This window comes from Flavobacterium cheniae (assembly GCF_004363695.1).
Lineage (GTDB): Bacteria > Bacteroidota > Bacteroidia > Flavobacteriales > Flavobacteriaceae > Flavobacterium > Flavobacterium cheniae.
On sequence record NZ_SNZC01000002.1, the window covers coordinates 776,885 to 802,854 of the forward strand.

At 33.5% G+C, this 25,970-nt stretch carries 24 protein-coding genes and 2 tRNA genes; 16 read left to right on the forward strand and 10 right to left on the reverse strand.

Annotated elements, in window-relative coordinates; genetic code table 11:
* Both C8D80_RS12770 and C8D80_RS08500 read left to right on the forward strand, forming a co-directional pair.
* On the forward strand, positions 1–196 hold a 196-nt coding region (locus C8D80_RS12770; protein WP_162845051.1), incomplete at its 5' end, for a T9SS sorting signal type C domain-containing protein.
* Positions 197–298: 102 nt separating this feature from the next.
* Positions 299–1,687 carry a dipeptidase gene (locus C8D80_RS08500; RefSeq protein ID WP_133609330.1) on the forward strand — a complete coding sequence of 463 codons (1,389 nt, stop codon included), beginning with the start codon at positions 299–301 and terminating at the stop codon, positions 1,685–1,687.
* A 150-nt stretch (positions 1,688–1,837) separates the two neighbouring features.
* Here the strand turns inward: C8D80_RS08500 and C8D80_RS08505 are convergent, their stop codons facing one another.
* Together C8D80_RS08505 and C8D80_RS08510 are read right to left on the reverse strand one after the other, a co-directional pair.
* A complete protein-coding gene (locus C8D80_RS08505) occupies positions 1,838–3,136 on the reverse strand; it encodes an HTTM domain-containing protein (protein WP_133609332.1) in 1,299 nt (432 codons plus the stop codon).
* Positions 3,133–4,065, reverse strand: a complete 933-nt coding sequence (locus C8D80_RS08510; RefSeq protein ID WP_133609334.1) for a bifunctional riboflavin kinase/FAD synthetase — start codon at positions 4,063–4,065, stop codon at positions 3,133–3,135. The genes C8D80_RS08505 and C8D80_RS08510 overlap by 4 nt, the downstream gene beginning before the upstream one ends.
* 118 nt (positions 4,066–4,183) lie before the next feature.
* Between C8D80_RS08510 and C8D80_RS08515 the strand changes: the two genes are divergently transcribed.
* The 3 genes from C8D80_RS08515 (at position 4,184) to C8D80_RS08525 (ending at position 13,285) form a co-directional block, all read left to right on the forward strand.
* Positions 4,184–7,039 carry a T9SS-dependent choice-of-anchor J family protein gene (locus tag C8D80_RS08515; RefSeq protein WP_133609336.1) on the forward strand — a complete coding sequence of 952 codons (2,856 nt, stop codon included), beginning with the start codon at positions 4,184–4,186 and terminating at the stop codon, positions 7,037–7,039.
* 109 nt (positions 7,040–7,148) lie between these two features.
* Positions 7,149–9,851: a reprolysin-like metallopeptidase gene (locus C8D80_RS08520; protein WP_133609338.1), complete on the forward strand. Its 2,703-nt coding sequence runs from the start codon at positions 7,149–7,151 to the stop codon at positions 9,849–9,851.
* Between the two features lie 119 nt (positions 9,852–9,970).
* Positions 9,971–13,285 carry a zinc-dependent metalloprotease gene (locus tag C8D80_RS08525; RefSeq protein WP_133609340.1) on the forward strand — a complete coding sequence of 1,105 codons (3,315 nt, stop codon included), beginning with the start codon at positions 9,971–9,973 and terminating at the stop codon, positions 13,283–13,285.
* A 46-nt stretch (positions 13,286–13,331) separates the two neighbouring features.
* Here the strand turns inward: C8D80_RS08525 and pth are convergent, their stop codons facing one another.
* The 3 genes from pth to C8D80_RS08540 all read right to left on the reverse strand — a co-directional run bounded on the left by pth (position 13,332) and on the right by C8D80_RS08540 (position 15,637).
* Positions 13,332–13,898 (reverse strand): aminoacyl-tRNA hydrolase, encoded by a 567-nt coding sequence (pth, locus tag C8D80_RS08530; RefSeq protein ID WP_133609474.1) that lies wholly within the window; start codon positions 13,896–13,898, stop codon positions 13,332–13,334.
* A gap of 145 nt (positions 13,899–14,043) precedes the next feature.
* Entirely contained in the window at positions 14,044–14,646 is a 603-nt protein-coding gene (locus tag C8D80_RS08535) for a 50S ribosomal protein L25/general stress protein Ctc (RefSeq protein ID WP_133609342.1), read from the reverse strand.
* Between the two features lie 49 nt (positions 14,647–14,695).
* Entirely contained in the window at positions 14,696–15,637 is a 942-nt protein-coding gene (locus tag C8D80_RS08540; protein WP_133609344.1) for a ribose-phosphate pyrophosphokinase, read from the reverse strand.
* A 166-nt stretch (positions 15,638–15,803) separates the two neighbouring features.
* On the opposite strand from C8D80_RS08540, the gene C8D80_RS08545 reads away from it, so the two are divergent.
* Positions 15,804–15,883, forward strand: a tRNA-Leu gene (locus C8D80_RS08545).
* Between the two features lie 112 nt (positions 15,884–15,995).
* Positions 15,996–16,493, forward strand: coding sequence for a hypothetical protein (locus C8D80_RS08550; RefSeq protein WP_133609346.1), 498 nt, complete (start codon positions 15,996–15,998; stop codon positions 16,491–16,493).
* Positions 16,494–16,516: 23 nt separating this feature from the next.
* On the opposite strand, the gene C8D80_RS08555 is transcribed toward C8D80_RS08550, so the two are convergent.
* Both C8D80_RS08555 and rbfA read right to left on the reverse strand, forming a co-directional pair.
* Positions 16,517–17,716: an ABC transporter permease gene (locus C8D80_RS08555; protein ID WP_133609348.1), complete on the reverse strand. Its 1,200-nt coding sequence runs from the start codon at positions 17,714–17,716 to the stop codon at positions 16,517–16,519.
* Position 17,717: 1 nt separating this feature from the next.
* Positions 17,718–18,110: a 30S ribosome-binding factor RbfA gene (rbfA, locus tag C8D80_RS08560; RefSeq protein ID WP_133609350.1), complete on the reverse strand. Its 393-nt coding sequence runs from the start codon at positions 18,108–18,110 to the stop codon at positions 17,718–17,720.
* Positions 18,111–18,230: 120 nt separating this feature from the next.
* Here rbfA and mce point away from each other — a divergent pair, with 120 nt between their 5' ends.
* From mce to C8D80_RS08575, 3 genes are all read left to right on the forward strand, one after another.
* A complete protein-coding gene (gene mce / locus C8D80_RS08565; protein ID WP_133609352.1) occupies positions 18,231–18,632 on the forward strand; it encodes a methylmalonyl-CoA epimerase in 402 nt (133 codons plus the stop codon).
* A gap of 59 nt (positions 18,633–18,691) precedes the next feature.
* Positions 18,692–18,765 (forward strand) — tRNA-Ile (locus tag C8D80_RS08570).
* A 218-nt stretch (positions 18,766–18,983) separates the two neighbouring features.
* Complete coding sequence (locus tag C8D80_RS08575) at positions 18,984–19,187, forward strand: hypothetical protein (protein ID WP_162845038.1); 204 nt, start codon at positions 18,984–18,986, stop codon at positions 19,185–19,187.
* Between the two features lie 10 nt (positions 19,188–19,197).
* Here the strand turns inward: C8D80_RS08575 and C8D80_RS08580 are convergent, their stop codons facing one another.
* Positions 19,198–19,788, reverse strand: a complete 591-nt coding sequence (locus tag C8D80_RS08580) for a riboflavin synthase (RefSeq protein WP_133609356.1) — start codon at positions 19,786–19,788, stop codon at positions 19,198–19,200.
* A gap of 58 nt (positions 19,789–19,846) precedes the next feature.
* On the opposite strand from C8D80_RS08580, the gene pdxA reads away from it, so the two are divergent.
* The 6 genes from pdxA to accC all read left to right on the forward strand — a co-directional run bounded on the left by pdxA (position 19,847) and on the right by accC (position 24,834).
* Positions 19,847–20,896, forward strand: a complete 1,050-nt coding sequence (pdxA, locus tag C8D80_RS08585; RefSeq protein ID WP_133609358.1) for a 4-hydroxythreonine-4-phosphate dehydrogenase PdxA — start codon at positions 19,847–19,849, stop codon at positions 20,894–20,896.
* A gap of 81 nt (positions 20,897–20,977) precedes the next feature.
* Positions 20,978–21,514, forward strand: coding sequence for a YceD family protein (locus C8D80_RS08590; protein WP_133609360.1), 537 nt, complete (start codon positions 20,978–20,980; stop codon positions 21,512–21,514).
* Between the two features lie 9 nt (positions 21,515–21,523).
* Positions 21,524–21,718 carry a 50S ribosomal protein L32 gene (gene rpmF / locus C8D80_RS08595; protein WP_008255033.1) on the forward strand — a complete coding sequence of 65 codons (195 nt, stop codon included), beginning with the start codon at positions 21,524–21,526 and terminating at the stop codon, positions 21,716–21,718.
* A 167-nt stretch (positions 21,719–21,885) separates the two neighbouring features.
* Positions 21,886–22,881 carry a beta-ketoacyl-ACP synthase III gene (locus tag C8D80_RS08600; RefSeq protein ID WP_133609362.1) on the forward strand — a complete coding sequence of 332 codons (996 nt, stop codon included), beginning with the start codon at positions 21,886–21,888 and terminating at the stop codon, positions 22,879–22,881.
* 26 nt (positions 22,882–22,907) lie between these two features.
* Positions 22,908–23,393 (forward strand): acetyl-CoA carboxylase biotin carboxyl carrier protein, encoded by a 486-nt coding sequence (accB, locus tag C8D80_RS08605; RefSeq protein WP_133609364.1) that lies wholly within the window; start codon positions 22,908–22,910, stop codon positions 23,391–23,393.
* A 91-nt stretch (positions 23,394–23,484) separates the two neighbouring features.
* The gene (accC, locus tag C8D80_RS08610) at positions 23,485–24,834 is read left to right on the forward strand and encodes an acetyl-CoA carboxylase biotin carboxylase subunit (RefSeq protein ID WP_133609366.1); all 1,350 of its coding nucleotides are present in this window, start codon (positions 23,485–23,487) and stop codon (positions 24,832–24,834) included.
* A gap of 59 nt (positions 24,835–24,893) precedes the next feature.
* Here accC and C8D80_RS08615 read toward each other — a convergent pair whose 3' ends face one another.
* Complete coding sequence (locus tag C8D80_RS08615) at positions 24,894–25,355, reverse strand: hypothetical protein (RefSeq protein WP_133609368.1); 462 nt, start codon at positions 25,353–25,355, stop codon at positions 24,894–24,896.
* A gap of 51 nt (positions 25,356–25,406) precedes the next feature.
* Positions 25,407–25,922, reverse strand: coding sequence for a hypothetical protein (locus C8D80_RS08620; RefSeq protein WP_317125875.1), 516 nt, complete (start codon positions 25,920–25,922; stop codon positions 25,407–25,409).
* Between the last annotated feature and the right edge of the window lie 48 nt (positions 25,923–25,970).

Here is a 25,970-nt window from a genome sequence, read left to right on the forward strand (position 1 = left end):
TGGAATTGTTTTAAATTCTTCAGCGTTAATTTCAGAAGTAGTTGTTTTTGATGTTTTAGGAAGAAAATTACACCAACAAACAGTTACTAATCAAGATGAAGTTGTTGTTTCTAAAATAGTGAAATCAAACCAAGCTTTATTAGTGAAAACAACATTGTCAAACGGTCAAGTAATTACGAAGAAAGTAATTTATTAATAAAAATAATATTTTTTGAAAAGCCCAATCGATTAAAGATTGGGCTTTTTTTATTTCATTTAAAATCAATTTCGTATTTTTGAACTTTATCAAACAATCACAATGGACAATATAAAACAATACGTTCAAGAAAATAAAGAACGTTTTTTAAACGAATTAATCGAACTTTTAAAAATCCCTTCTGTAAGTGCAGATAGCGCTTATGCTCATGATGTAGTATTAACAGCCGAAGCAGTTAAAGCTAGTCTAGAAAAAGCAGGTTGCGATTTTGTAGAACTTTGCGAAACACCAGGTTATCCTATTGTTTACGGAGAAAAAATTATCGATAAAAACTTACCAACGGTTTTGGTTTATGGACATTACGATGTGCAACCACCAGATCCAATGGAATTATGGACATCACCACCTTTTGAACCAGTAATCAAAACTACAGAAATTCATCCTGAAGGAGCTATTTTTGCTCGTGGTGCATGCGATGACAAAGGTCAAATGTACATGCACGTGAAAGCGTTTGAATACATGATTCAAAACAATTGCTTGCCATGTAATGTGAAATTCATGATTGAAGGCGAGGAAGAAGTAGGTTCAAAAAGTTTAGGATGGTTTGTAGAAAGAAATCAAGAAAAATTAGCAAATGATGTGATTTTGATTTCGGATACCGGAATGATTTCTAATCAACAACCTTCTATTACAACAGGTTTAAGAGGTTTGAGTTATGTTGAAGTTGAAGTTACAGGGCCAAATAGAGATTTGCATTCAGGATTATATGGTGGAGCAGTAGCGAATCCAATTAATGTATTAACCAAAATGATTGCTTCGTTACATGATGAAAACAATCATATTACCATTCCTGGTTTTTACGATAAAGTAGAAGAATTATCTGCTGATGAAAGAGCCGAAATGGCAAAAGCGCCGTTCTCATTAGAGAAATATAAAAAAGCTTTAGATATCGAAGAAGTTCATGGTGAAGCAGGTTATGTTACCAATGAAAGAAATTCAATTCGTCCAACTTTAGATGTGAATGGAATTTGGGGTGGCTATACTGGAGAAGGAGCTAAAACGGTTATCGCAAGTAAAGCTTTTGCGAAAATTTCAATGCGTTTAGTGCCTAACCAAGATTGGGAAGAAATCACGGAATTATTCAAAAAACATTTCGAAAGTATTGCTCCTAAATCAGTAAAAGTGGTGGTAAAACCACATCATGGTGGACAAGGTTATGTTACACCGATTGATAGTGTTGGTTATAGAGCAGCAAACAAAGCCTATACTGAAACTTTTGGTGTTCCTGCAATTCCGGTTCGTTCAGGTGGAAGTATTCCAATTGTAGCGTTATTTGAGAAGGAATTAAAGAGTAAAACTATTTTAATGGGCTTTGGGTTAGATAGCGATGCCATTCACTCACCAAACGAGCATTTTGGAGTTTTCAATTATTTAAAAGGAATTGAAACCATTCCATTATTCTACAAGTATTTTACAGAAATGAATAAATAAAACGAAATCCCGATGTAAATCGGGATTTTTTGTTGAGAATCTTTGTGTTTTGTTCCATCTCACTCTCATACATATCCCATACATGTCCCATATATATTCCATGTAGGCCCTATGAAAATTAGTAATACTAATATAAATATTTATTCAGTTTTAATAAAGAACAATCCACTCATTATGTCCAAAATAATCCCATTCTGCCTTAGCCATATCAAATTTTGGGTCAATTAAAGTTTTTAGTTCTTTTCTATTGATGCTGTTTTTACAATCGATGTAAATTGCTATTTGTTTTCCTTGGTATTCTTTTTTTATTCGTTGGCAGTATTGCCAAATAAAATCGGGTTTTGTGGCCAAGTTATACGCTTGATTATCTGTTAGATTTTTGCTATAATCATAAAATGATTCATCATCAGTTTCTAAATCCTTAATGCGAATAACAATGTAACCACTACGTTCTCTCAACATCATGCGCCAACTTAATCGATGGCCTTCTTCTGTCCAAAGTACATCGCCTTCAATAAAGTGATGACGAAGTGGGAGTAAAAGTTGAATAATTAAATAAGGAATCATCAAAAAGTAAACAATTCTTTTTCCGTAGAAATTTTGGTTTACATTTTCATTTTCAACACTTGTTTTCTTTTTAAGAAATATTCTCCTAATGGTTTCGGGTTCGTAAAAAAACAAAGCAAAAGTTAAGGCAAAAAAAGGAAAAACACCAATTTCTAAAAATACGGCATTAAAAATATGAAAAGTTAATGACGCTAGTAAAGCTACTATTCTAGTTTTTTTAAATAGTAACATCGGTACAATTAACAAATCAAAGAGAATTCCCATGTAAGCAATGAACAGATAAAACCATTTTTGAAGAAACAGTTTTTTCAAGGCAATTATTTCAGTAGAACTAACCAATAAGTTACGCGTAAATGTGCCGTCTAGCCAGTCTGGATAAAATTTAGCAACAGCAGCATAAACATATACAATTCCAACTTGAATGATAAAGAGTAAGCTTATCCAATAAGGCATTATTCTTTCTTCTGAAACTCGATTTTGTTTCACATCTAAAGAAGCGTATCGATTTGCTGGAAGAAAAATTAGCAAAAAACTGATGAGAAGTAATAAATAGTAATGGTTATTGTAAGATGATTTCTGCATGAAATACACACCCGCCCACATAATCGTATAGGAAATAATCGCTATTCGGTAACGATATCCTAACATGATGGCTAATCCGAAAATGCCCATTAAAGAAAAGTAGCAGTACATTCCAAAACCAGGTAAAGGTTGAAGCCATTCTAAACCGATAAATGAAAATGTAAATTCAGGGTCAATTAAAACACGTTTTACCCAGCCTGTAAGTATGGCACCAAAGCTTTCACAAGCAACTAAAAATCCAAAAAATATTCGGAAAACAATTAACGGACTGTTGTCTATTGCTTGGAATATCGATTTCATTTCATGTTTTTAATAAAGTCTAGTGAAAAGGTTTTATCTTTTTCAAGTTGGACTTGTAATTCAGTTATCGAATTGAATTTATGTTCTTCTCGTATGTGTTCCAGAATTGATATTCGTAAATTTTCGTTGTAAATATCTTTGTTTAGTTCAAACAAGTGAACTTCAATTGATTGTTCATTTTCGCCTAAAGTTGGATTATTACCAATATTCATCATACCATAACGCAACTCGTTTTTTATAAAACTTGAGACGACATAAACCCCGTTTTTAGGAAGTAGTTTGTAGTTTTCAGATAATAAAATGTTGGCAGTAGGAAATCCGATTGTTCTTCCGATTTTTTTACCCTCAATTACTTTTCCTGAAATAAAATAAGGATAACCTAAATATTCATTGGCTAATTTAATATTGCCTTCTAATAAAGCCTTTCTTATTTTGGTCGAACTTATTGCTATTTCATCAATTTCTTTAGCGCTAATTTGTTCTACTTCAAAATCATATTTTTTTCCAAAAGAAATCAAATCATTAATGTCGGCGCTTCTGTTTTTGCCAAAACGATGGTCATGTCCAATGATGATTTTATGAATATTTAATTTGTCAACTAAAATTTCTTTAACAAATTCCTCGGCAGTTAAATTAGAGAAAGCTTCATCAAACGGATGAATAATTAGATTGTCTATTCCAAATTTTTCCAGTAGCGTTGCTTTTTCATCAATCGTATTTAATAGTTTGATAGATGAATCTTGTTGTAAAACCATTCTAGGGTGTGGGAAAAAAGTCAAAACAACACTTTCGTAAATATTTTCAAGAGTTGCGTTTTTCATTTTTTCCAAAATAGATTTATGTCCAAGATGAACGCCGTCATAAGTGCCAATGGTGATTATGGTTTTTTTTGGAGTTAAAACTTCGTTTATGGATTTGTAAATTTTCAATATGGTACAGATTAGCTTGCAAAGATAATTTCTTATCTGTTGAAAAAAGTAACAAAAAAAGAAAAAATTGTTTTTTTTTGATACATTTGTTAAACATTAATATTTAATTAACCTAAAAATGAAGAAAAATTTACTAATTGCAGTTATTGCTCTTTCTGGTTGTTTTGCTTTTGGTCAAAAAAGCTTGCCTTCAACAAATCATTCGCAAGATGATTTTGAAACTTCAGTTGCTAGAGCAAGAACTTTTGCTCCAAATGGAGTTGTAAGATGTGCTACTGTTGAATACCAAAAAGATAGACAAAGTAGAGGTGTGGCCGCTTCAGATGACGCTTTTGAAGCTTGGTTGGCTCCAAAGATAGAAGAGATTAAAAGATTAAGATTAGCAGGAAGATTACCATCGGTAATTAGAATTCCTGTAGTAGTGCACGTAATTCATAACGGAGATGCTGTAGGAAGTAATGAAAATATTGCTAATGGTCAAGTTTTGTCTCAAATTACGGTATTCAATCAAGATTTTAGAAGAATGTCTGGAACTCCTGGTTTTGGTGCTGGTGTTGACACAACAATTGAGTTTTGTTTGGCTCAAGTAGACCCAAATGGAAATCCTACAACAGGGATTGACAGGGTAAATAGAGGTGTTGCTAGTTATACGTCTATGGCAGCTATTCAAACTGCTAAAACGGCTACTATTTGGGATCCAACAAAATATTTAAATATGTGGACTTTTGCATTTGGTGGAGGCATGGCATCTACTCTAGGTTATGCTCAGTTTCCTTCAGGTTCTGGATTAGCTGGTATGGGAACAGATCCATGTGTAGATGATTTAGGTGGTGGAGATGCAACTACTGACGGTGTTGTTTGTAATTATAATACTTGGGGGTCTAGAACTATTTTCCCTGCGGGAACATATGCAGGAACTCAATATGACAAAGGAAGAACAATGACTCACGAGGTAGGTCATATGTTTGGATTACGTCATACTTGGGGTGATGGAGATTGTACTGTAGATGATTTTTGTGCTGACACACCTAATTGTGATGCTGATTATTATGCTGGTGTCGGTACTGGTGGATGTAATGCTCCAGTTCAGTGTGGAAATACAAGGCAGATTGAAAATTATATGGACTATTCAGATGATGGTTGTATGAATATCTTTACTCAAAATCAGAAAGATAGAATGTTGGCAGTGTTAATGAATTCTCCAAGAAGAGATGATTTGTTAGTGTCGACAGTTTGTGAGCCAACTACTCAGCCTCCATATATACAATTTAAAAGGGTTGCATGTGGTTCAAGAATTGTAAAATCTGTAGTTGAAGGTAATGGTTGTGGATATACAGAATTTACAGTGCCAGTTAGTATTAGTAAAGCTGCTTCTGCAAATGCTCTTGTAACTTTCAGTGTTGATGCTTTATCTGTTGCAAATGCTTCTGATATACAAATAATGACACCATCGGTAACATTTAATTCTGGTTCAACAACAGATCAAAATTTTATTTTTAGAGTTCTAAATGATGCTTCTGTTGAACCAAACGAAGATTTAATTATTACTTTTTCAGTAAATCCTAATGGAGGAAATGCAACTGCAAACCCTTACGAAGGAACTAAATTCAACATGACTATTCTAAATGACGATACAGCAGTGGCTGCTACCGTTTTAGGACAACAAATATTTTCTGAAGGTTTTGAAACCTACACAGACTTTACATTAGGAAATGTTGGAGGTTGGACAACTTATGATTTAGACGTGAATCCAACTTATCCAGATGATACTTATAATTTTCCTAATGAAGGATATACAGGGTCGTACATTGTTTTTAATCCTTCAGCTACTACTCCTAGTGCTGCAGGTGGGGGTTATGATGCTCATTCAGGAAATAAAGGGTATTATTGTTATAATGAAAGTGTAGCGCCTTTTGCAAATAATGATTGGGCTATTACACCGCAAATTTCTTTAGGAACAAATTCTCAGTTAAAATTTTGGGCAAAAAGTTTAACGGATAACTATAATGGTGGTGAGCGTTTTAGAGTTTTAATTTCTACGACTAATACTAATACTGCTAGCTTTACACAACTTTCAGCGGGTCCTTACATTGTTCCGCCTCTAACTTGGACAGAGTACACATATAATTTAAGTGCTTACAATAATCAAAATGTTTACATTGCAATTCAGTGTGTTTCATCGGATGAGTTTGTGTTTATGTTAGATGATGTTTCGGTTACGTCTGATATTGTTACTACAATTGAAACTAACGTGAATACTCCTACAGCTATGAGTAGCTTGCTTTCAGGAGCAGGAACAACTGCTTTCAAAGATGCTACTACAAGAGATTTATCAAATGTTGTTACTTTGAATGATGCTTCAAATTATGGTTGTACAGTTTCTTCTGTTACGAGAGCAGGAACAAGTGCTTTACAATATGGAACTTCAACAAACGCTGTTGATTTTGCAATGTCAAAACAATTTACAATTACTCCAGCAAATAATGTAAGTGGTAACACTACAATTACTTTCTATTTTACAGCTGCAGAAATTGCTGGTTGGGAAGCTGCAACAGGAAATAACAGATCATTATTGTATGTGGTAAGAGATGGTATTACAAGAGAAATTCAGCCAGTAACAATTGGTTCTTTTGGAACTGGAGTTACTTTAACTGCCACATTTACTGGTGGAATTCAAGGGGTTTATTCTTTTGCTAGACAACAAAGTTTACCAACAGATAGTTTTGAGTTTAATGAAATAGGTTTATATCCTAATCCAAATAATGGAACTTTCAATGTACAGTTTACTCCATCATCGGAGAAAGTTAATGTAGTTGTGTTTGATTTAAGAGGAAGGGTTATCTTTGATAAACAGTATCAAAATAATGGATTATTCAACGAATCAATACAGTTAGACAATGTTGAATCTGGAGTTTATTTAGTAAAAATTCAAGATGGTTCTAGAAAAACTACAAAGAAAATTATAATAGAATAAATTATAAACTATGTTAATTATAAAAAGAGAAAGCGATAGCTTTCTCTTTTTTTTGTGATTTAACAAATTATTTATACATTTGTTTATTAACCAAATAATTAACTATAAAATGAAAAAAAAATTACAATTTTTTTTATCGATTATCCTGTTTTCAAATTTAAGTTTTGGACAAGGTAATTTTTGGACTAAAACTTCTGAAGAGAAACTGGGTGGTCTTGTAAAGATGGAGAGAGCATCTGTGCCGTCGGTTTATCAAATTATGCATTTAGATTTAAATGCTTTCAAACAGTCTTTGGTTGGAGCTCCAATTGATACCGAAGGTACTTTTTCTAACACGATTGTAAATTTTCCAAATTCAAAAGGGGAGCTTTCTAGATTTAGAGTTTATGAGGCGCCAATCATGGAAAAAGGGCTTGCTGATAGATATCCAGATATAAAATCATATGCTGCTGTAGGTATTGATGACCCTACTGTTAAATTAAGATTTAGTGTTACGCTTTTTGGATTACACGTTATGTCTACTTCTGGAAATGAAGGAACATATTATATTGATACCTATACTAAAGATTTGAATAACTACATTGTTTACAGTAGAAAAGATCTTTATGCAGTTAGAACTTTTGCTTGTCATTTTCAAGATAATCACGAGGAGATTGCAGAGCAAAATAGAAGTGCAGTAGAAAATCAAATTTTAGCTACTGATGGTATTTTTAGACAATACAGATTGGCAATGGCTTGTACAATTGAATATGCGGCATTTCATGTTGCAGCAGCCGGTTTAACAGGCGGTTCTGTAGCTGCAAGAAAAGCAGCTGTTCTTGCTGCAATGAATGTTACAATGACACGTGTTAATGGTGTTTATGAAAGAGATATGTCTCTAAGAATGAATTTAGTTGCCAATAATGATGTGATAATTTTTGTTGATACTGATTCATTTTCAAATACCAATGCTGGAGCATTAATTAATGAAAGTCAAACGGTTATAAATGGTGCTATAGGTTCTGCTAATTATGATATCGGACATACAGTGAGTACTGGTGGTGGTGGTTTAGCTGGATTAGGGGTTGTTTGTAATAATGCGAATAAAGCTCGTGGGATTACAGGTTCGCCTTCTCCAGTAGGAGATCCTTATGATATTGATTATGTAGCGCACGAAATGGGGCACCAATTTGGAGGACCACATACTTTTAGCTCTAATGACGATACTGCAGGAAATTGTGATTCTGGTAATAATAGTCCTGCAAATTCTGTTGAGCCTGGAAGTGGTTCTACTATTATGGCATATGCTGGAATTTGTGAAGAAAATGTTCAGTCAAACTCAGATGCTTATTTTCATGCAGTAAGTATTGCAAGCATGAATGCGGTAATGATTGGTTCTGGAAACTGTGCTCCTCAAGCAGCTAATGGAAATAATCCTCCTGTTATATCTGCATTAACAAATTATACAATTCCACAAGGAACTGCTTTTGTATTAACTGGAAATGCAACAGACGCTAATGCTGGGGCTTCTTTAACTTATTGTTGGGAGCAAACAAATGCAGCTGCTGGAACAAATTTTCCGACATCTACTCAAACAACAGGTCCTGTTTACAGATCTTTAAATCCAACGACTTCTAACAAAAGATATTTACCAAATTTCCAAAGTGTTTTATCTGGTAATTTAGCTCCAACTTGGGAAGTAACCCCTACAATTGGTAGAACATTAAATTTCGCATTGACAGTTAGAGATAATCAAACGCCAACTGGAGGACAAACAGCAAGAGCAAATATGACAGTAACAACTGTTGCTGCTGCTGGTCCGTTTACAGTAACAAGTCCTGCTGCAAATGCATCTTGGAATACTAATAGTTCTCAAACTATAACTTGGAATGTTGCTGGTACTACTGGTAATGGAATTAACACAGCAAATGTTAATATTTTATTATCAACAGATAATGGAGTTACCTTTTCAACTTTGTTAGCTAATACACCAAATGACGGTACTCAAGTTGTAACTATGCCAGCTACACCGGCTGTAAATTGTAGAATTCTTGTTGAAGCCGTTGGGAACATTTTTTATGCAGTTTCTCCTAATTTTGCTTTAGGTTATACGGTTACAACAACTTGTAATACTTATGCAAATAATAATGTTTTGGCGATCCCTGATGGTACAGGTGCTAATGTTTATGGAGCTGTTGTTTCTAATACAATAAATGTTCCAACAACTGCTACAATTTCAGATGTTAATATTGGTTTGGATGTAACGCATACTTATCCACAAGATTTACAAATTGCAATTAATCATCCAGATGCTACTCAAGTTTTGGTTTGGAATAGAGCTTGCGCAGGGAATGATAACTTTAATGTTACTTTAAATGATGGATCTGCTGTGTTTTCTTGTGCTGCAAATATGACAGGTACTTTCGCGCCTTCTAGTCCTTTATCTGTTTTTAATGGTAAGTCATCTAATGGAGTATGGACTTTATTAGCGAGAGATGGTTATAATGGTGATATAGGTCAGGTAGACTCTTGGTCTATTGAGATTTGTTCTCAAACAGTTACGTTATCATCTGAATCATTTGGATTAGAGAACTTTACTTTATATCCAAACCCTAATAATGGAAACTTTAATATTCAATTTACTTCTACTTCAGGAAATGAGATTAAAGTAAACGTTCATGATATTAGAGGAAGAGAAATTTACTCGAAATCTTATACAAATAACGGGTTATTCAATGAAAATTTACAATTGAGCAATGTTCAATCTGGAGTTTATTTAGTAACTGTAGAAGATGGTTCTATTAAAGAAACAAAGAAGATTGTGGTTCAGTAATTATAAAACATTCTATATTTAATTGAAGAGAAGACGAAAGTCTTCTCTTTTTTTTGCTATTATGTTAAAAAATTAATAAAAAAATTTATATTTGTTTATTAATCATAAACTTAACCCCAATGAAAAAACTATTACTAATTGTTGTTTTGGTATTTTCTTCCTTTGTTTTAAAGGCGCAAAACAAATCTTTGTGGCAGCAAATAGATGAAAATTCTATTGAGAATCAACCAAAAGTTAAAAGAGCTTCTTTTCCACAGGAGTACAAATTATGGAAATTAGATCTTCAAAATTTGAAAAATCAATTAAGAAATGCTCCAGTCAGAGGAGAATTTCATGGTATTTCAAATGTTATTATTCAGTTGCCAAATGCAGATGGACAACTAGAAAGTTTCCGAGTATTAGAAACACCTATTATGGAGCCTGGATTAGCAGTGAAATTTCCAACTATAAAATCATATGTTGGAAAAGGTATTGATGATGTTACTGCTACTGCAAGATTTTCTGTTACAGAATTTGGTCTACATAGTATGACTTTGTCTGCAGGAAAAAGTACTGCTTTTATTGATCCTTTTACGGAGGATACTCAAAACTATATAATCTATAACAGAGAAAGTCTTATTGGTGATGGGCAATCTTTTGAATGTTTAACGTCAGAAGGAGCTCATTTACCGTCTTTAGAGACTGACAGAAGAGCAAATGCTATGTTTAGAGCTGATACAGATGATAGAGTATTGAGAACTTATAGATTAGCACAATCATGTACTGCAGAATATGGTAATTTATTTAGAGGAAATACTGCAGATCCTGTTGCTACTCAAAAAGCCAGAGTTCAAGCCCAAATGGCAATCACGATGACTCGTGTAAATGGTGTTTATGAAAATGATTTAGCGATTACTATGATTTTTGTGGCTAATAATGATGCGGTAATTTACATTGGAGCTACAAATTCTGATCCTTGGAATGGAGAGTTTAACAATCAAACAGGTGTTACTATAGATGCTAATATCGGATTTAATAATTATGATATCGGTCATAATTTTAACACTTCTGGTGGAGGTAATGCAGGGTGTATAGGCTGTGTTTGTAGTACAAGTAATGATCCTTTTGGGGGGTTTCATAAAGGTACGGGTATGACAGGTCGTGCAAATCCTACTGGAGATCCTTTTGATATTGACTATGTAGCTCATGAAATGGGTCATCAATTTGGAGGATATCATACTCAAAGTAGTTCAGGATGTCGTTCAGGAAGTGGTTTAACAGAAGTTGAACCTGGTTCTGGTTCAACAATTATGGCATATGCAGGTATTTGTAATACTAACGTTCAAGGAGCCAGTGATGCTTATTTCGCGTATGTAAATATTAGAGACATCATGGAGAATGTAAAGTTTGGTGTAAGTCAACCAACTTTACCAATGACTAATTTAACTAATAATCCTCCAACAGCTAATGCTGGTAGAGATTATGTAATTCCAAGATCAACAGCGTTTATGTTAGTCGGACAAGGAACAGATCCTGAAAGTGATCCTGTAACTTATACTTGGGAGCAAAATGACCCGCAAAATCCTAATACTACGGCAGCTCCAGTTGCTACTAGAGTTGCAGGGCCTATGTTTAGATCTATTTGGGGTACTTCTTCACCTATAAGATATATGCCAAGTATGGCTACTGTATTAACGGGAGCTACTTCTAATACTTGGGAGGTTTGTCCTTCAGTAGCGAGAGATTTAAACTTTTCATTGACCGTTAGAGATAATAATTCGGGTGTTGGTCAAGCAGCTACTGATGAAATGAAAGTAACAGTTGATGGAGTGGCAGGACCTTTTGTAGTAAATGTGCCTAATACAGTAGTGTCATGGCAGGCAGGAACAAATCAAAATGTTACGTGGAATGTTGCTGGAACCGATGTAAATGGTGTAAATGCAAAATTTGTTGATATTTATTTATCTACTAACGGAGGAACAAGTTTTCCAATTTTGTTAGCAAGTAAAGTTCCTAATGATGGTACTGAGACAATTACAGTTCCTAATAATGCAGGAACAACTAATAGAATTATGGTAAAAGGATGGGATAACATATTTTTTGATGTTTCCAATACTAATTTTACAATTACTGCTCCTGCAAGTACAATGGCAATTTCATTTAATGGACTTGAAGGAGAGCAAAACAAAGCTATTTGTCAAGGATCTTCTGTTTCCTATACAATTAAATATGATGCTTTAGCAGGATTTAGTGGATTAACTACATTTAGTGTTACTGGAAATCCGCCTGGAACAACGGTTGTGTTTTCACCTGCATCTATCTCTGCTTCAGGTAATGTTACTATGACTGTATCAAATACAACAGGCGTAACACCAGGTTTTTACAGACTTAACGTAACCGCTACTTCTGGAGCTGTGACTAAAACAGCGCCATTTTATTTTGATTTGTTAAGTTCAAATTTTGCTGCAACAACTTTGAGTTCTCCAGCGAATAACTCTGTAGGTCAAGGGATAAGTTTAAACTTAACTTGGGTAGCAGATAGTAATGCTACATCGTATGATGTTCAAGTTGCAACCGATTTGGCTTTTACTAATGTTATTTCAAGTGGTAATTCAACAACAACTAGTTATGCTGTTTCAGGGCTTTTAGAAGGAACAACATATTATTGGAGAGTTCTACCTAAGAATTCTGCTTGTAGTGGAACTTTTAGTCCTGAATATAGATTTACAACAGGGGTTGTTAGTTGTCCTGGTACGGTGGCTTCAACAAATGTTCCATTAACAATTCCTACAACTGCTAATGTAACAATTAACTCCACTTTAAATATACCATCAGGTGGCGTAATAAGTGATGTTAATATAACAATGAATGTTTCTCATACATGGATTAATGATATGACGGCAACTTTAATTTCGCCTTCAGGAACTCAAGTTCAATTGTTTGCTCAGCCTTGTACAAGTGCTAGTATTTTAAACATTAATGCTACTTTTGACGATTCTGGTTCTAATGTTGTTTGTGGGACTAATCCAGGTATTTCAGGAACGGTTAGGTCATCTCAATTATTATCGGCATTTAATGGACAAAGTTCAACAGGAACATGGACTTTAAGAATTTTAGATAGTTTTAACCAGGACGGAGGATCACTTAATAGTTGGAGTTTGAATATCTGTACAATTCAGCCATTAAGTATTGATGATAATGAAATTAAAATTTCAGATTTGATTATTTATCCAAATCCAAATAATGGTAATTTTAACATTCAGTTTGCTTCTAACTCTGGAGAAATTAAAGTGAATGTTCATGATATTAGAGGTAGAGAAATTTATTCGAAATCTTACACAAATAGTGGCTTGTTTAATGAGAATTTACAATTAAGTAATGTTCAATCTGGAGTTTATCTTGTAACTGTTCAAGATGGAGCTAGAAAAGAAATTAAGAAAATTGTAGTTCAATAATTGAATTAGTAATTTTAGAAAAAGGGAAGCTATTAGCTTCCCTTTTTTATTTTCCGTTGTATGTGTTCATAGTGTTGTTTAATCCTGCTAAAGCAAACGATTTTACTATTTCAGAACTTATTTCAAGACGTTCTTTTAGTTTTTCTTTTTCTTCTGTATCCCATTCGCCTAAAACATAGTTGACTTGTTGCCCTTTTTTAAAGGCGTCACTGATACCAAATCGAAAACGTGGGTATTCAGTCGAGTTTAATAATAATTGAATGTTCTTAAGTCCGTTATGACCGCCATCACTTCCTTTGGTTTTAATTCGGATAGTTCCAAAAGCTAAATTTAAATCATCAGTAATAACCAACATGTTTTCTTTTTCGATGTTTTCCTTCTCTAACCAATATTTTACTGCTTTACCACTCAAATTCATATAAGTATTAGGTTTTAATAAAAGTAAGGTTCTTCCTTTTATTTTTAGCTCGGCAACTTCACCCAATTTTACTGTTTGAAAAGAAATTCCTTCCTGATTAGCAATGTAATCTAAAATTTTAAAACCGATATTGTGTCGCGTATTTGTGTATTCTGAGCCAATGTTCCCAAGCCCAACAATTAAGAATTTCTTCATTGGAATGTTTTCTTCTGGTGTGCGTTTCTTAAATATGTTTAAAAACCAATTCATGCTGTAAAAGTAGTACAAAGTTTAGAAAGTATAAAGCATAAAAAAAGCACCAGTAAAAACTGATGCTTCCTTTGTATAGTTTGTAAAGAAATTATTTTTTCTTTTTTCCACCTTTTTCTGCTTTTGCAGCTTCTTGAGCAGCTTTCATTGCCGCACGAGAAATTCTTACTTGACAAACAACAGTGTTGTCTGGGTGCATTAATTTGAAATTGTTTGTTTCTAATTTAGTTACATACAATTTGTTACCCATTTGTAATTCAGAAATACTTGCTTCAACAAAGTCAGGTAAGTTTTTAGGTAAAGCTTTAACTTTTAAACGACGTTGGTTTAAACGTAAAACACCTCCTAATAAAACACCTGGAGAAGTTCCTGTAATTTTAACTGGTACTTCCATAACGATTTCTTTGTCGTCACTTAATTGGAAGAAGTCAATGTGTAAAATTTTGTCAGAAACTGGGTGAAACTGAATATCTTGCATAATTACATTGTAAGACGTTCCGTTTAACTCAACTACAACTGTGTGTGCGTTTGGAGTGTAAACCAAATCTTTAAATGCTCTTTCGTCTGCAACAAAATGAACTGGCTGATTTCCTCCGTAGATAACGCAAGGAACCATTCCAGCATCACGTACGGCTTTAGTTGCCTTTTTACCTACGTTTTCTCTTTCTGATCCTTTAATCGTAATTGATTTCATTGTAAAATATATATAATTAATAAATACTTATTAAAGTGGTTGCTCTTGATTACATCAAAAATTTACCACTGATTGAGTTGTTGTTTTGTACCATATGCATTACTTCTGCAAATAATGGAGCACAACTTACTACTCTTATTTTGTTTGATTCTTTTCGTAACGGAATTGAATCGGTAACAATTAATTCTAATAATTTAGAATTTTCTATTTTTTCGTATGCCTCACCTGATAAAATAGGATGTGTACATATTGCTCTTACGCTTAATGCTCCCTTTTCCATCATTACATCAGCAGCTTTTGCTAATGTTCCTCCGGTGTCAATCATATCGTCAACTAAAATAACATTTCTGCCCTTTACGTCTCCAATTAACTCCATAGTATCAATTACATTCGCTTTTTTTCTTTGTTTGTAACAAACTACAACGTCAGATTCTAAAAATTTAGAATAGGCATATGCTCTTTTAGAACCTCCCATATCTGGAGATGCAATAGTTAAATTTTCTAAATTTAAACTTCTTACATAAGGCAAAAAGATGGTAGAAGCAAACAAATGATCTACTGGTTTTTCAAAGAAACCTTGAATTTGATCGGCATGTAAATCCATGGTCATAATTCGGGTTGCTCCAGCAGTTTCTAAAAGTTTTGCAACTAATTTAGCTCCAATTGGCACTCTTGGCTTGTCTTTTCTGTCTTGTCTTGCCCAACCAAAGTAAGGAATAACTGCGGTAATATGTCTGGCAGATGCTCTTTTTGCTGCATCTATCATCAATAATAATTCCATTAAATTGTCTGCACTTGGAAATGTAGAACAAACTAGGAATACGCGCAATCCTCTTATTGACTCTTCAAAAGAAGGCTGAAATTCGCCATCACTATATTTAGAGAACGTAATCTTACCTAGCGGAACTCCATACTTTTCAGCAATTTGTTCAGCTAAATACACACTCTGAGAACATGCAAAAATTTTTGCTTCTGGTTCTTGATACAGCATGTTAATTTATTGTTTAGTAGTTAGTTAGTGTTGTGTCGTGTTAACGAGGTGCAAATTTAGAAATAAAATCGAACTCTGAAAGGATATTTTTAACTATTTTTTTATGAATTGCAGAAATATTTTTTACATTTGCACCCACTTAATGATTTAACCATCATTTCCCATTGCCCGGATGGCGGAATTGGTAGACGCGCACGACTCAAACTCGTGTACTTAGGTGTGTGGGTTCGATTCCCACTCCGGGTACTAAACCTCTCAGAAATGAGAGGTTTTTTTGTTTCAAACAAACAAAATATTAGCATTCTTTTTCAAAACAAAAGATAAAGTTTTATCTTTGAGAACTATAAAAAAGAAAAAGATGAAAAAGCAATTAATTTCAGCGATAATATTAGGTTCAGTGTTTTTTGTTTCTTGTAAAAAGGATGAAGAAGTTAAACCAGTTGAAGAAACACAACAACAAACCCAACCTTTTTCAGGCGAAGCTTGGTTAAAACAACGAGTTGGTAATCAAGGTCAAGTGCAACAGCAAGCTGTTCAACAACAAGCGCAACAAACAACTCAAGCCCAAACCCAAACGGCTCCAGGAATGAATCCTCCTCATGGTCAACCAGGTCATCGTTGTGAAATTCCTGTTGGAGCGCCTTTAAATTCAAAACCAGCAGAAAAAAAACAACCTCAAACAACAACTCAAGTTGTTAATCAAAAACCTGCTGAAAAGCCTGTGATGAATATTAATTCAAATAACGGATCAACAACAATCGTTGGTTCAACAACACCTCCAGGAATGAATCCTCCTCATGGTCAAGAAGGTCATCGATGTGATGTTGCAGTAGGAGCGCCTTTGCCAAAACAGTAGGTGTTTTTTGGAAAGGATTCGGATTAACTAAAAAGCTTTTTATTCACAGTTCCTGAAGCTATCCAAGAAGAAATTAATCCAAGTATTACTATAGTCATTATTACAATTAACATGTTTTGCCACTCAAAAAGAACGGGATAAGGCATGGTAGGTGTAATCATGATAAAAGACAAATGCTGTTGAAGTAGAATAATACCTATTGCTAACCCTAAGCCAATAAATAATCCAAACATAGTAATGATTATTCCTTGAGTAAAAAATATAGTGCGAATTGATGTTTGTGTAACGCCAATATTGTATAAAGTCTTAAGGTTGTCTCTTTTGTCAATAATAATCATTACAATAGCTCCTGCAAGGCAAAACAAGGTAAGTATAACTACTAATGTGCTGAATAAATAAATAAATAAGTTTTCAGATTGTAGCATTTTATAGAGCGAGTCATTAAGTTGTGCTCTGTTTTTTATTTTGATAGATTTTCCAAAAATAGAGGTTAGTTCTTCTCTAACTTGATTTTCGTTGGCACCTACTTTTAGTTTAATTTCAAGATTGGTAATCTCACTATTTTTTAGGCCTAAGAAATTTTTTGCCAAATCAATAGAACAAAAAACATATTTACTGTCTAATTCCTCATTTATGGAGTAAATTCCGGAAGGGAATAATAAAACTTTATTAAAAGCTTCATTCGGGTTTTCGATGTTTCCTTTTCCTGGTTTTGGAGCATAAGCTTCTAAGCCATTGTTATAATCAAACAATCCTAAGCCTAATTTTCTACTAATATCAGCCCCAACAACTACGTTTTCAGAATTATTTTCAAACCATTCTCCAGCATATAAATGGTTGTTAAAATCGGTTACTTGTATAAATCGGCTGTCTACTCCTTTTATGTGAGCAACTAATTCTTTGTTGTCATACATAAAGTAAACTCGTTCTTCTATTATTTTACTGTAAGATGTAATTGCTTCACTTTTTTTTAGTAATTCTTCCTGCTTTGGGTTGACTACAAATGTTTTTCCAGTAGTGGTTTCTAGTCTTAAATCTGGGTCAGAAGCATTAGCAAAATTCAAGCTAAATTCTTTGAGCCCGCTAAAAACAGATAAAAAAACAAAAAGCGCCATCGTACTAGCTATAATTCCAACAGAAGCAATTCCCGTAATGATGTTAATTGCTTTGTTTTTACTGAAACTTACAGCATAACGTTTGGCTATGTAAAAGGAAAGGTTCAAATTACGATTTCTTTCTTTTTTCTAATAAATCCGGATTCTCAATAGGATTTTCATCTCCAGTTAAGGCTTTGTCAATTTTTTCGATATAATCTAAACTGTCATCAATATAGAAAATCAAATTCGGAACTTTGCGCAATTGGTTTTTTACACGTTGCGATAAATCATGTTTAATGAGTGGGGCATTACTTTTAACCGCAGCTAAAATTTCAGGCGCTTTATCTGTAGGGAATATACTTAAATGCACTTTTGCAATCGATAAATCAGAAGTTACATTTACTTTTGAAACCGAAATTATTAAGTTATTGATATTATTTTTACGGATTTCACCTTGCAAAATCGAAACCAAGTCGTTTTGTAAAAGTGCTCCTATTTTTTTTTGTCTATTTGTTTCCATGATGCAAAAATACATAAAATTTCATCAAGGCGTATTCTTTTAAGTTTATATATAAAAGTCTTTAAAAAATCATTCGTTGTTTTTTGTTAACTTTGTTCATACTTAAAATAATGATATTAAATGAGAAAAATTGAACATATAGGTATTGCGGTGAAAAGTTTAGAAGTGTCTAATGCTTTGTTTGAAAAATTGTTTGGACAGCCGCCATATAAGGAAGAAGAGGTAGCTAGCGAAGGAGTTAAGACTTCTTTTTTTATGAATGGACCAAATAAAATAGAATTGTTAGAAGCAACCAATCCAGAAAGTCCAATCGCTAAATTTTTAGAAAAAAAGGGAGAAGGAATCCATCACATCGCTTTTGACGTAAATGATATTAATGAAGAAATTATTCGATTAAAAAACGAAGGTTTTGTGGTTTTAAATGAGATTCCTAAGAAAGGAGCTGATAATAAATTGGTTGCATTTCTTCATCCAAAAGGTACAAATGGCGTGCTAGTAGAGCTTTGCCAAGAAATAAAATAAAGTTTAAAAAAAGATTTGGTTGCCATAAAAATTAGTCTTAATATTGCAACTTCAATACTGGTCCTATAGCTCAGTTGGTTAGAGCACCTGACTCATAATCAGGTGGTCCCTGGTTCGAGCCCAGGTGGGACCACTTTTATTGTTTTAAATTAAGAAGAGAATACTTACAAACAACAAATTTTAAGTTTTTTTTAAGTTTTTTTCTAAAAATAACTTGTAAAGTATAAAAATATTTATATTTTCGTGTTTTCTAATGAGTTTGTGTTACAGAATATTAACTTATTATTAAATAATTTCTTTTATTAGTAAGAGAATGATATAAATTATACTTTTGCGCCAATGAGAACAATTATGAATAAAATTATAACAATTTTAGTAGTACTATTTAGTATTCAAGGTGTTTTAGCAGCAGAACCAACACCTCCGCCGCCAACTCCACCACCACCACCAGGTTTACCTATTGATGGAGGGTTAGTTGTTTTATTCTTTTTGGCATTAGTTTCTGGTTATTATTTATCTAAGAAATATATATCTACAAAAAAAGGCTCTTTATAAGAGCCTTTTTTTATTTTCTTAATTCGTTCAATCGGCTTACATACTTTCCAATTACATCGAATTCTAAGTTTACTTTTGTGCCAATTTTAAAAGTGTTAAAATTAGTGTGATCAAAAGTGTAGGGAATAATGGCAACACTAAAAGTGTTTAACCCTGAATTCACTACAGTCAAACTTGTTCCGTTTATCGTAATCGAACCTTTTTCAATTGTAATGTTGTTTAAAGAGGCGTCATATTCAAACGTGAAAACCCAACTCCCGTTTGCTTCCTTAATATTAGTACAAGTTCCAGTTTGGTCTACGTGTCCTTGAACAATGTGTCCATCCAATCTGTCTCCAAGTTTCATCGCGCGTTCTAAGTTTATAGCATCACCTACACTCCAAGTTCCAATAGAAGTCTTGTCGATAGTCTCTTTAATAGCGGTTACAGTGTAATTTTTGTTTTCAATTTTTACCACAGTTAAACAAATGCCGTTATGGGCTACGCTTTGGTCAATTTTTAATTCATGTGTAATTTCAGATTCTACCGTTAAGTGCAGGTTTTCCTGATCTTTTTCGATTTCTTTTATAATTCCGAGGGTTTCTATAATTCCGGTAAACATAACTGATTTAATTTTACTAAATTTGCACATCAAAAGTAAGCAATAAATCACATTTGTCATGGTTAAAAAAGCAGAAAATATAATTGTTGGAATTTCGATTGGAGATTTAAATGGTATTGGAAGCGAGGTTATTTTAAAAACATTTGAAGATACTCGAATGTTAGAATTGTGTACGCCTGTAATTTTTGCGAATGTAAAAATCGTTTCTTTTTTAAAGAAAGAGCTAAAGTTAGATGTTGCTATTCATGGAATTGATAAATTAGAACAATTAGTTGTTGGAAAAATCAATGTATTGAATGTTTGGCGCGAAGGTGTAAATTTAGAATTCGGGAAAAATGATGATGTAGTTGGTAGTTATGCTATAAAATCTTTTGTTGCGGCTACTAAAGCGTTAAAAGAAGGATTGGTTGATGTTTTGGTAACAGCACCTATTAATAAGTATAACATTCAATCAGAAGAATTCAAATTCCCAGGTCACACTGATTATTTGGATAAAGAATTGGAAGGCGATGCGTTAATGTTAATGGTGCACGATGATTTACGTGTTGGATTACTTACTGATCATGTTCCAGTGAATGAAGTAGCGAAACATTTGAATGAAAAATTAATTTCGAGTAAAATTAAAACCATCATTCAAACGTTGAAGCAAGATTTTGAAATTGAAAAACCAAAAGTAGCTGTTTTAGGATTGAATCCGCATTCTGGTGATAATGGGGTTATTGGTCAAGAGGAAGAAAAAATAATAAAACCAGCATTAAAAAAATTATTTGAAGCAGGAAATATGGTTTTCGGACCTTTTCCAGCGGACGGATTTTTTGGTTCGGCACAATATGAAAAATACGATGCGGTAATTGCAACTTATCATGATCAAGGATTGATTCCTTTCAAAACATTGTCGTTTGGTAACGGAGTAAATTACACAGCAGGGTTAAATAAAATTAGAACTTCTCCCGATCACGGAACTGCATATGAAATTGCAGGTAAAGGAGTGGCTAATCACGAGTCATTTAAAGAGGCAGTTTATTTAGCAATTGATATTTATAACAAAAGAAATGACTATCAAGAGCTGATTAAAAACCCTTTAAAAACAAAAGAAAAACAGTTATAAACAAAAAAATGTTCACAACTGGTTTGAATTTATAAATATTTTATATCTTTGCACACCTTTTAAAAAGGTAAAACTGTTGTTATGAATGATTTAAAAGAATATTTAATACCATTCGTGGGATTAAAAATAGGGAAGCATCAGTTTGATTATCAAATAGATAATACGTTCTTTAAAAACTTTGATTACGACGAATACAATGCCGTTTCAGTCAAAGTTGATATTGTTTTAGAGAAGAAAAGCACTATGCTTGAACTCGATTTTAAGCACAAAGGAACAGTAAATGTGCCTTGCGATGTGTCTGGAGAAGAGTTCGATTTGCCAATTAAAGGAAAATTAAAACTTTTAGTTAAGTTTGGAGATGCCTTTAATGATGAGAATGAGGAGTTGCTCATTTTGCCTCATGGTGAATTTCAAGTAAATGTTGCGCAATATATATATGAGTCTATTATATTGTCAGTTCCTTTAAGAAGAGTACATCCTGGAATTAAAGATGGTTCTTTAACGGATGTAATTGAAAAATTGGAATCGCTTTCTCCAAAAGAAAACAAAGAAGAACAACAAAATAATGATATTGACCCTAGATGGGAGAATTTAAAAAAACTATTAACGGATAAATAAAATAGAACAATGGCACATCCTAAGAGAAGACAGTCGTCTACAAGAAGAGATAAAAGAAGAACACATTACAAAGCGACAGTTGCTCAAATCGCAACATGTCCAATAACTGGTGAAGCACACTTATACCACAGAGCTTACTGGCATGAAGGTAAAATGTACTACAGAGGTCAAGTTGTAATTGATAAAAATGAAGCAGTAGCTTAATTGCATCAGAGAAAAAATAGAGAAAACTCTCACATTGTGAGAGTTTTTTTGTTAAGTACCTATTTCGTTTATAATTAATAAAAACGAATAGGATTCGTTTGAAATTTTTTTTGTAATTTCCACCACTTTTTGAACCTTAAAAATTCAGAAGGAAAAATTAATCGAAGATGAATAAAATAACAGCAGCAATTACGGCAGTAGGTTCTTATGTTCCCGACTTTGTTCTGTCGAATCAAGTATTGGAAACATTAGTAGATACTAATGACGAATGGATTACCACTCGTACCGGAATTAAAGAAAGAAGATTGTTAAAAGAGGAAGGCCAAGGCACTTCTTTCATGGCAATTAAAGCCGCTCAAAACTTATTAGAGAAAGCCAATTTAGATCCTAAAGATATCGATTTAGTGATCATGGCAACGGCAACACCAGATATGCCAGTAGCTTCAACTGGAGTTTATGTAGCTACACAAATTGGAGCAACAAATGCTTTTGCATTTGATTTACAAGCCGCTTGTTCGAGCTTCCTTTACGGAATGTCAGCAGCATCAGCTTATATTGCATCTGGAAAATACAAAAAAGTTTTATTAATTGGTGCCGATAAAATGTCATCAATTATTGATTATACAGACAGAGCTACTTGTATCATCTTTGGTGATGGAGCAGGAGCCGTATTGTTTGAACCAAATACAGAAGGATTAGGTCTTCAAGATGAAATTCTAAAAAGTGATGGAATCGGAAGAGAATTCTTAAAAATTGAAGCGGGTGGTTCTATTTTACCTCCTTCAGAAGAAACCGTTAAAAACAAACAACATTTTGTTTTCCAAGACGGAAAAACGGTTTTTAAATACGCAGTTTCTGGAATGGCTGATGTGAGTGAGAAAATCATGCAACGAAACAATTTATCTCACGACGATATCAATTGGTTAGTAGCGCATCAAGCAAACAGAAGAATTATCGATGCTACTGCAAATCGTATGGAGTTAGACGAATCTAAAGTTCTAATTAACATTCAAAAATACGGAAATACCACTTCGGCAACCCTACCTTTATTATTATCAGATTTCGAAAACCAATTGAAAAAAGGAGATAACATTATCTTTGCAGCTTTTGGTGGCGGATTCACATGGGGTGCTATCTATTTAAAATGGGCTTACACTAAATAAAAACAAACTAAACTAAATCAAATATTATGGATATTAGAGAGATTCAAAACCTAATCAAATTTGTAGCCAAATCGGGCGCTACAGAAGTTAAATTAGAAATGGACGATTTTAAAATCACCATAAAAACAACTGCTGAAGGAACTGAAAGCACTACAACTTACGTGCAACAAATGCCAATGCAAGCAGCGCCTCAAATGGCAGCTCCTCAAGTAGTAGCAGCTCCTGTTGTTACTGATGCTCCAGCAGCTCCAGCAGCTGATGATAGCGCAAAATATATTACTGTAAAATCACCAATCATTGGTACTTTCTATAGAAAACCAGCACCAGACAAACCAATGTTTGTTGAAGTAGGTTCAACTATCGGAAAAGGAGATGTTCTTTGTGTGATTGAAGCAATGAAATTATTCAACGAAATCGAATCAGAAGTTTCAGGAAAAATCGTGAAAATTTTAGTAGATGATTCTTCTCCAGTTGAATTTGATCAACCTTTATTCTTAGTTGATCCATCTTAATAAAGTTAGAAGTTAGAAGTTGGAAGTTAGAAGTTTTCTTTCTTCATAATTGTCTAATTGACACATTGTCTAATTATCTAATTAAAAAAACATGTTTAAAAAAATATTAATTGCCAATAGAGGTGAAATTGCACTACGTGTAATTAGAACTTGTAGAGAAATGGGCATCAAAACGGTTGCTGTATATTCAACTGTTGATGCTGAAAGTTTACACGTAAAGTTTGCTGATGAAGCGGTTTGTATAGGACCTGCGCCAAGTAAAGATTCTTACTTAAAAATGTCAAACATTATAGCAGCAGCCGAAATTACAAACGCAGACGCTATTCACCCAGGATACGGATTCTTATCTGAAAATTCTAAATTTTCTAAAATTTGTCAAGAGCACGGCATCAAGTTTATTGGAGCTTCTCCAGAAATGATTGACCGTATGGGAGACAAAGCATCAGCAAAATCAACTATGATTGAAGCGGGTGTGCCATGTGTGCCAGGTTCAGTTGGAATTTTAGATTCATATGAAGAAGCTGAAAAATTAGCGGATGAATTTGGCTACCCGGTAATGCTTAAAGCAACTGCTGGTGGTGGTGGAAAAGGAATGCGTGCCGTTTGGAAAAAAGAAGATTTATTAAAAGCGTGGGAAGGTGCTCGTCAAGAGTCTGCTGCTGCTTTTGGTAATGATGGCATGTACTTAGAAAAATTAATCGAGGAACCTCGCCATATCGAAATTCAAGTTGTAGGTGATTCTTACGGAAAAGCTTGTCACTTATCAGAAAGAGATTGTTCTGTACAACGTCGTCACCAAAAATTGACAGAGGAAACTCCGTCACCTTTTATGACTGACGAATTACGTGAAGCAATGGGTAATGCAGCGGTTAAAGCAGCAGAATTCATTAAGTACGAAGGAGCTGGAACGGTTGAATTCTTAGTTGACAAACACAGAAACTTCTACTTCATGGAAATGAATACACGTATCCAAGTAGAACATCCTATTACAGAACAAGTAATTGATTACGATTTAATTCGTGAGCAAATTATGGTAGCAGCTGGAATTCCAATTTCAGGAAAAAACTACTATCCACAATTACACTCAATTGAATGTCGTATTAACGCTGAAGATCCTTATAACGATTTCCGCCCTTCGCCAGGTAAAATTACGGTTTTACACGCGCCAGGAGGACACGGAGTACGTTTAGATACTCACGTTTACGCTGGATATACAATTCCACCAAATTATGACTCTATGATTGCTAAGTTGATTACAACGGCTCAATCGAGAGAAGAGGCTATCAATAAAATGAAGCGTGCTTTAGATGAGTTCGTAATTGAAGGAATCAAAACTACAATCCCATTCCACAGACAATTAATGGACGAACCAGATTATGTAGCTGGAAATTACACTACAAAATTCATGGAATCTTTTGTAATGAAAGACCCTCAAGAATAAAAACTAAAAAAGCGATTTCAAATTGAAATCGCTTTTTTTATGTTTGTTACTTTTAATTTCTAAAGATTAGTTTTAAGTTTTTTTTCTTCAATAATTAATTTATTGAAAAACAAGAATAGCCAAAAGTGCAAAAAGTTAAATCCAAACATAAAATTGTCATCAATATTAAATGAGTCTAAATCGAATATGATGTTATAAAATATTGCGGCAAATCTTGCTGATAAATCACCATCGTCAAATACAAAGAAAGAAATATCTGGTCCAAGCAAAAACTTATATGAAAACCCCAAAAATACAAACGTAAACGCCTGAATTAAGTTTGTTAGTGCAAGAAAATACAAAGAAGGTTTTACCACTCGATTAAGATAAATAGATGAAATGGCTATAACATTTAATAAACTGAAAGTAAAGAAAAACAAGGTATTAAATTTAAAATCAAATTGAATAAATACACTTATGATATTTGGAATTAAACAGATTAGATTAACGATTATATAATAGATTATTATGTATTTTTTCATTTTTGATTTTCATTTTTTTAGTTGAATCTTCTCAAATTTGAATTCAGATTTTTATCCTAAACTTTTAATTAATTCCTCAATTTCTAACTTCTGATTTTCATATTTCAATCGCAACGGATTGGCTTCTTTTTCAGAACGGTCGTAATACACCATTGCTTTTTCCGCAAAAAACTTTTGATGAAAAATAGACGCTTTCGGAATCAAAGGAAACTCTTTGTGAAACAACATTTCGTAATAGGCTTGCCATTCGCGCTCGTTTTTGTCTTGCATAGCAACTTCAGGCGCTTTTTGTTTTACGTGTATCATTTCATGTGCCAATAAATTCAACATCAAAACCAACGGAAATTCAAATGTATTTTCAGGAATACGTATGATTTGTTTGCCTCCAATTTCACCTTCGGCAGTCATTAAAATAAAATCGGGTTTTGCAACTTCTCTAAATTCAAAACCAGCAAAATTGGGATGTTCTAATTCATATACTTTTAAAAGCCATAGCGCTGCCTCTTTCGTTAAGCCATGCTTATGAAAGGTTTTTATAGTGAGTTCTATGTCTTGGAATTGCATCATTTTCAAGGTCAAAAATCAAATTCAAGAACAAGAACAATTTGAAAATTG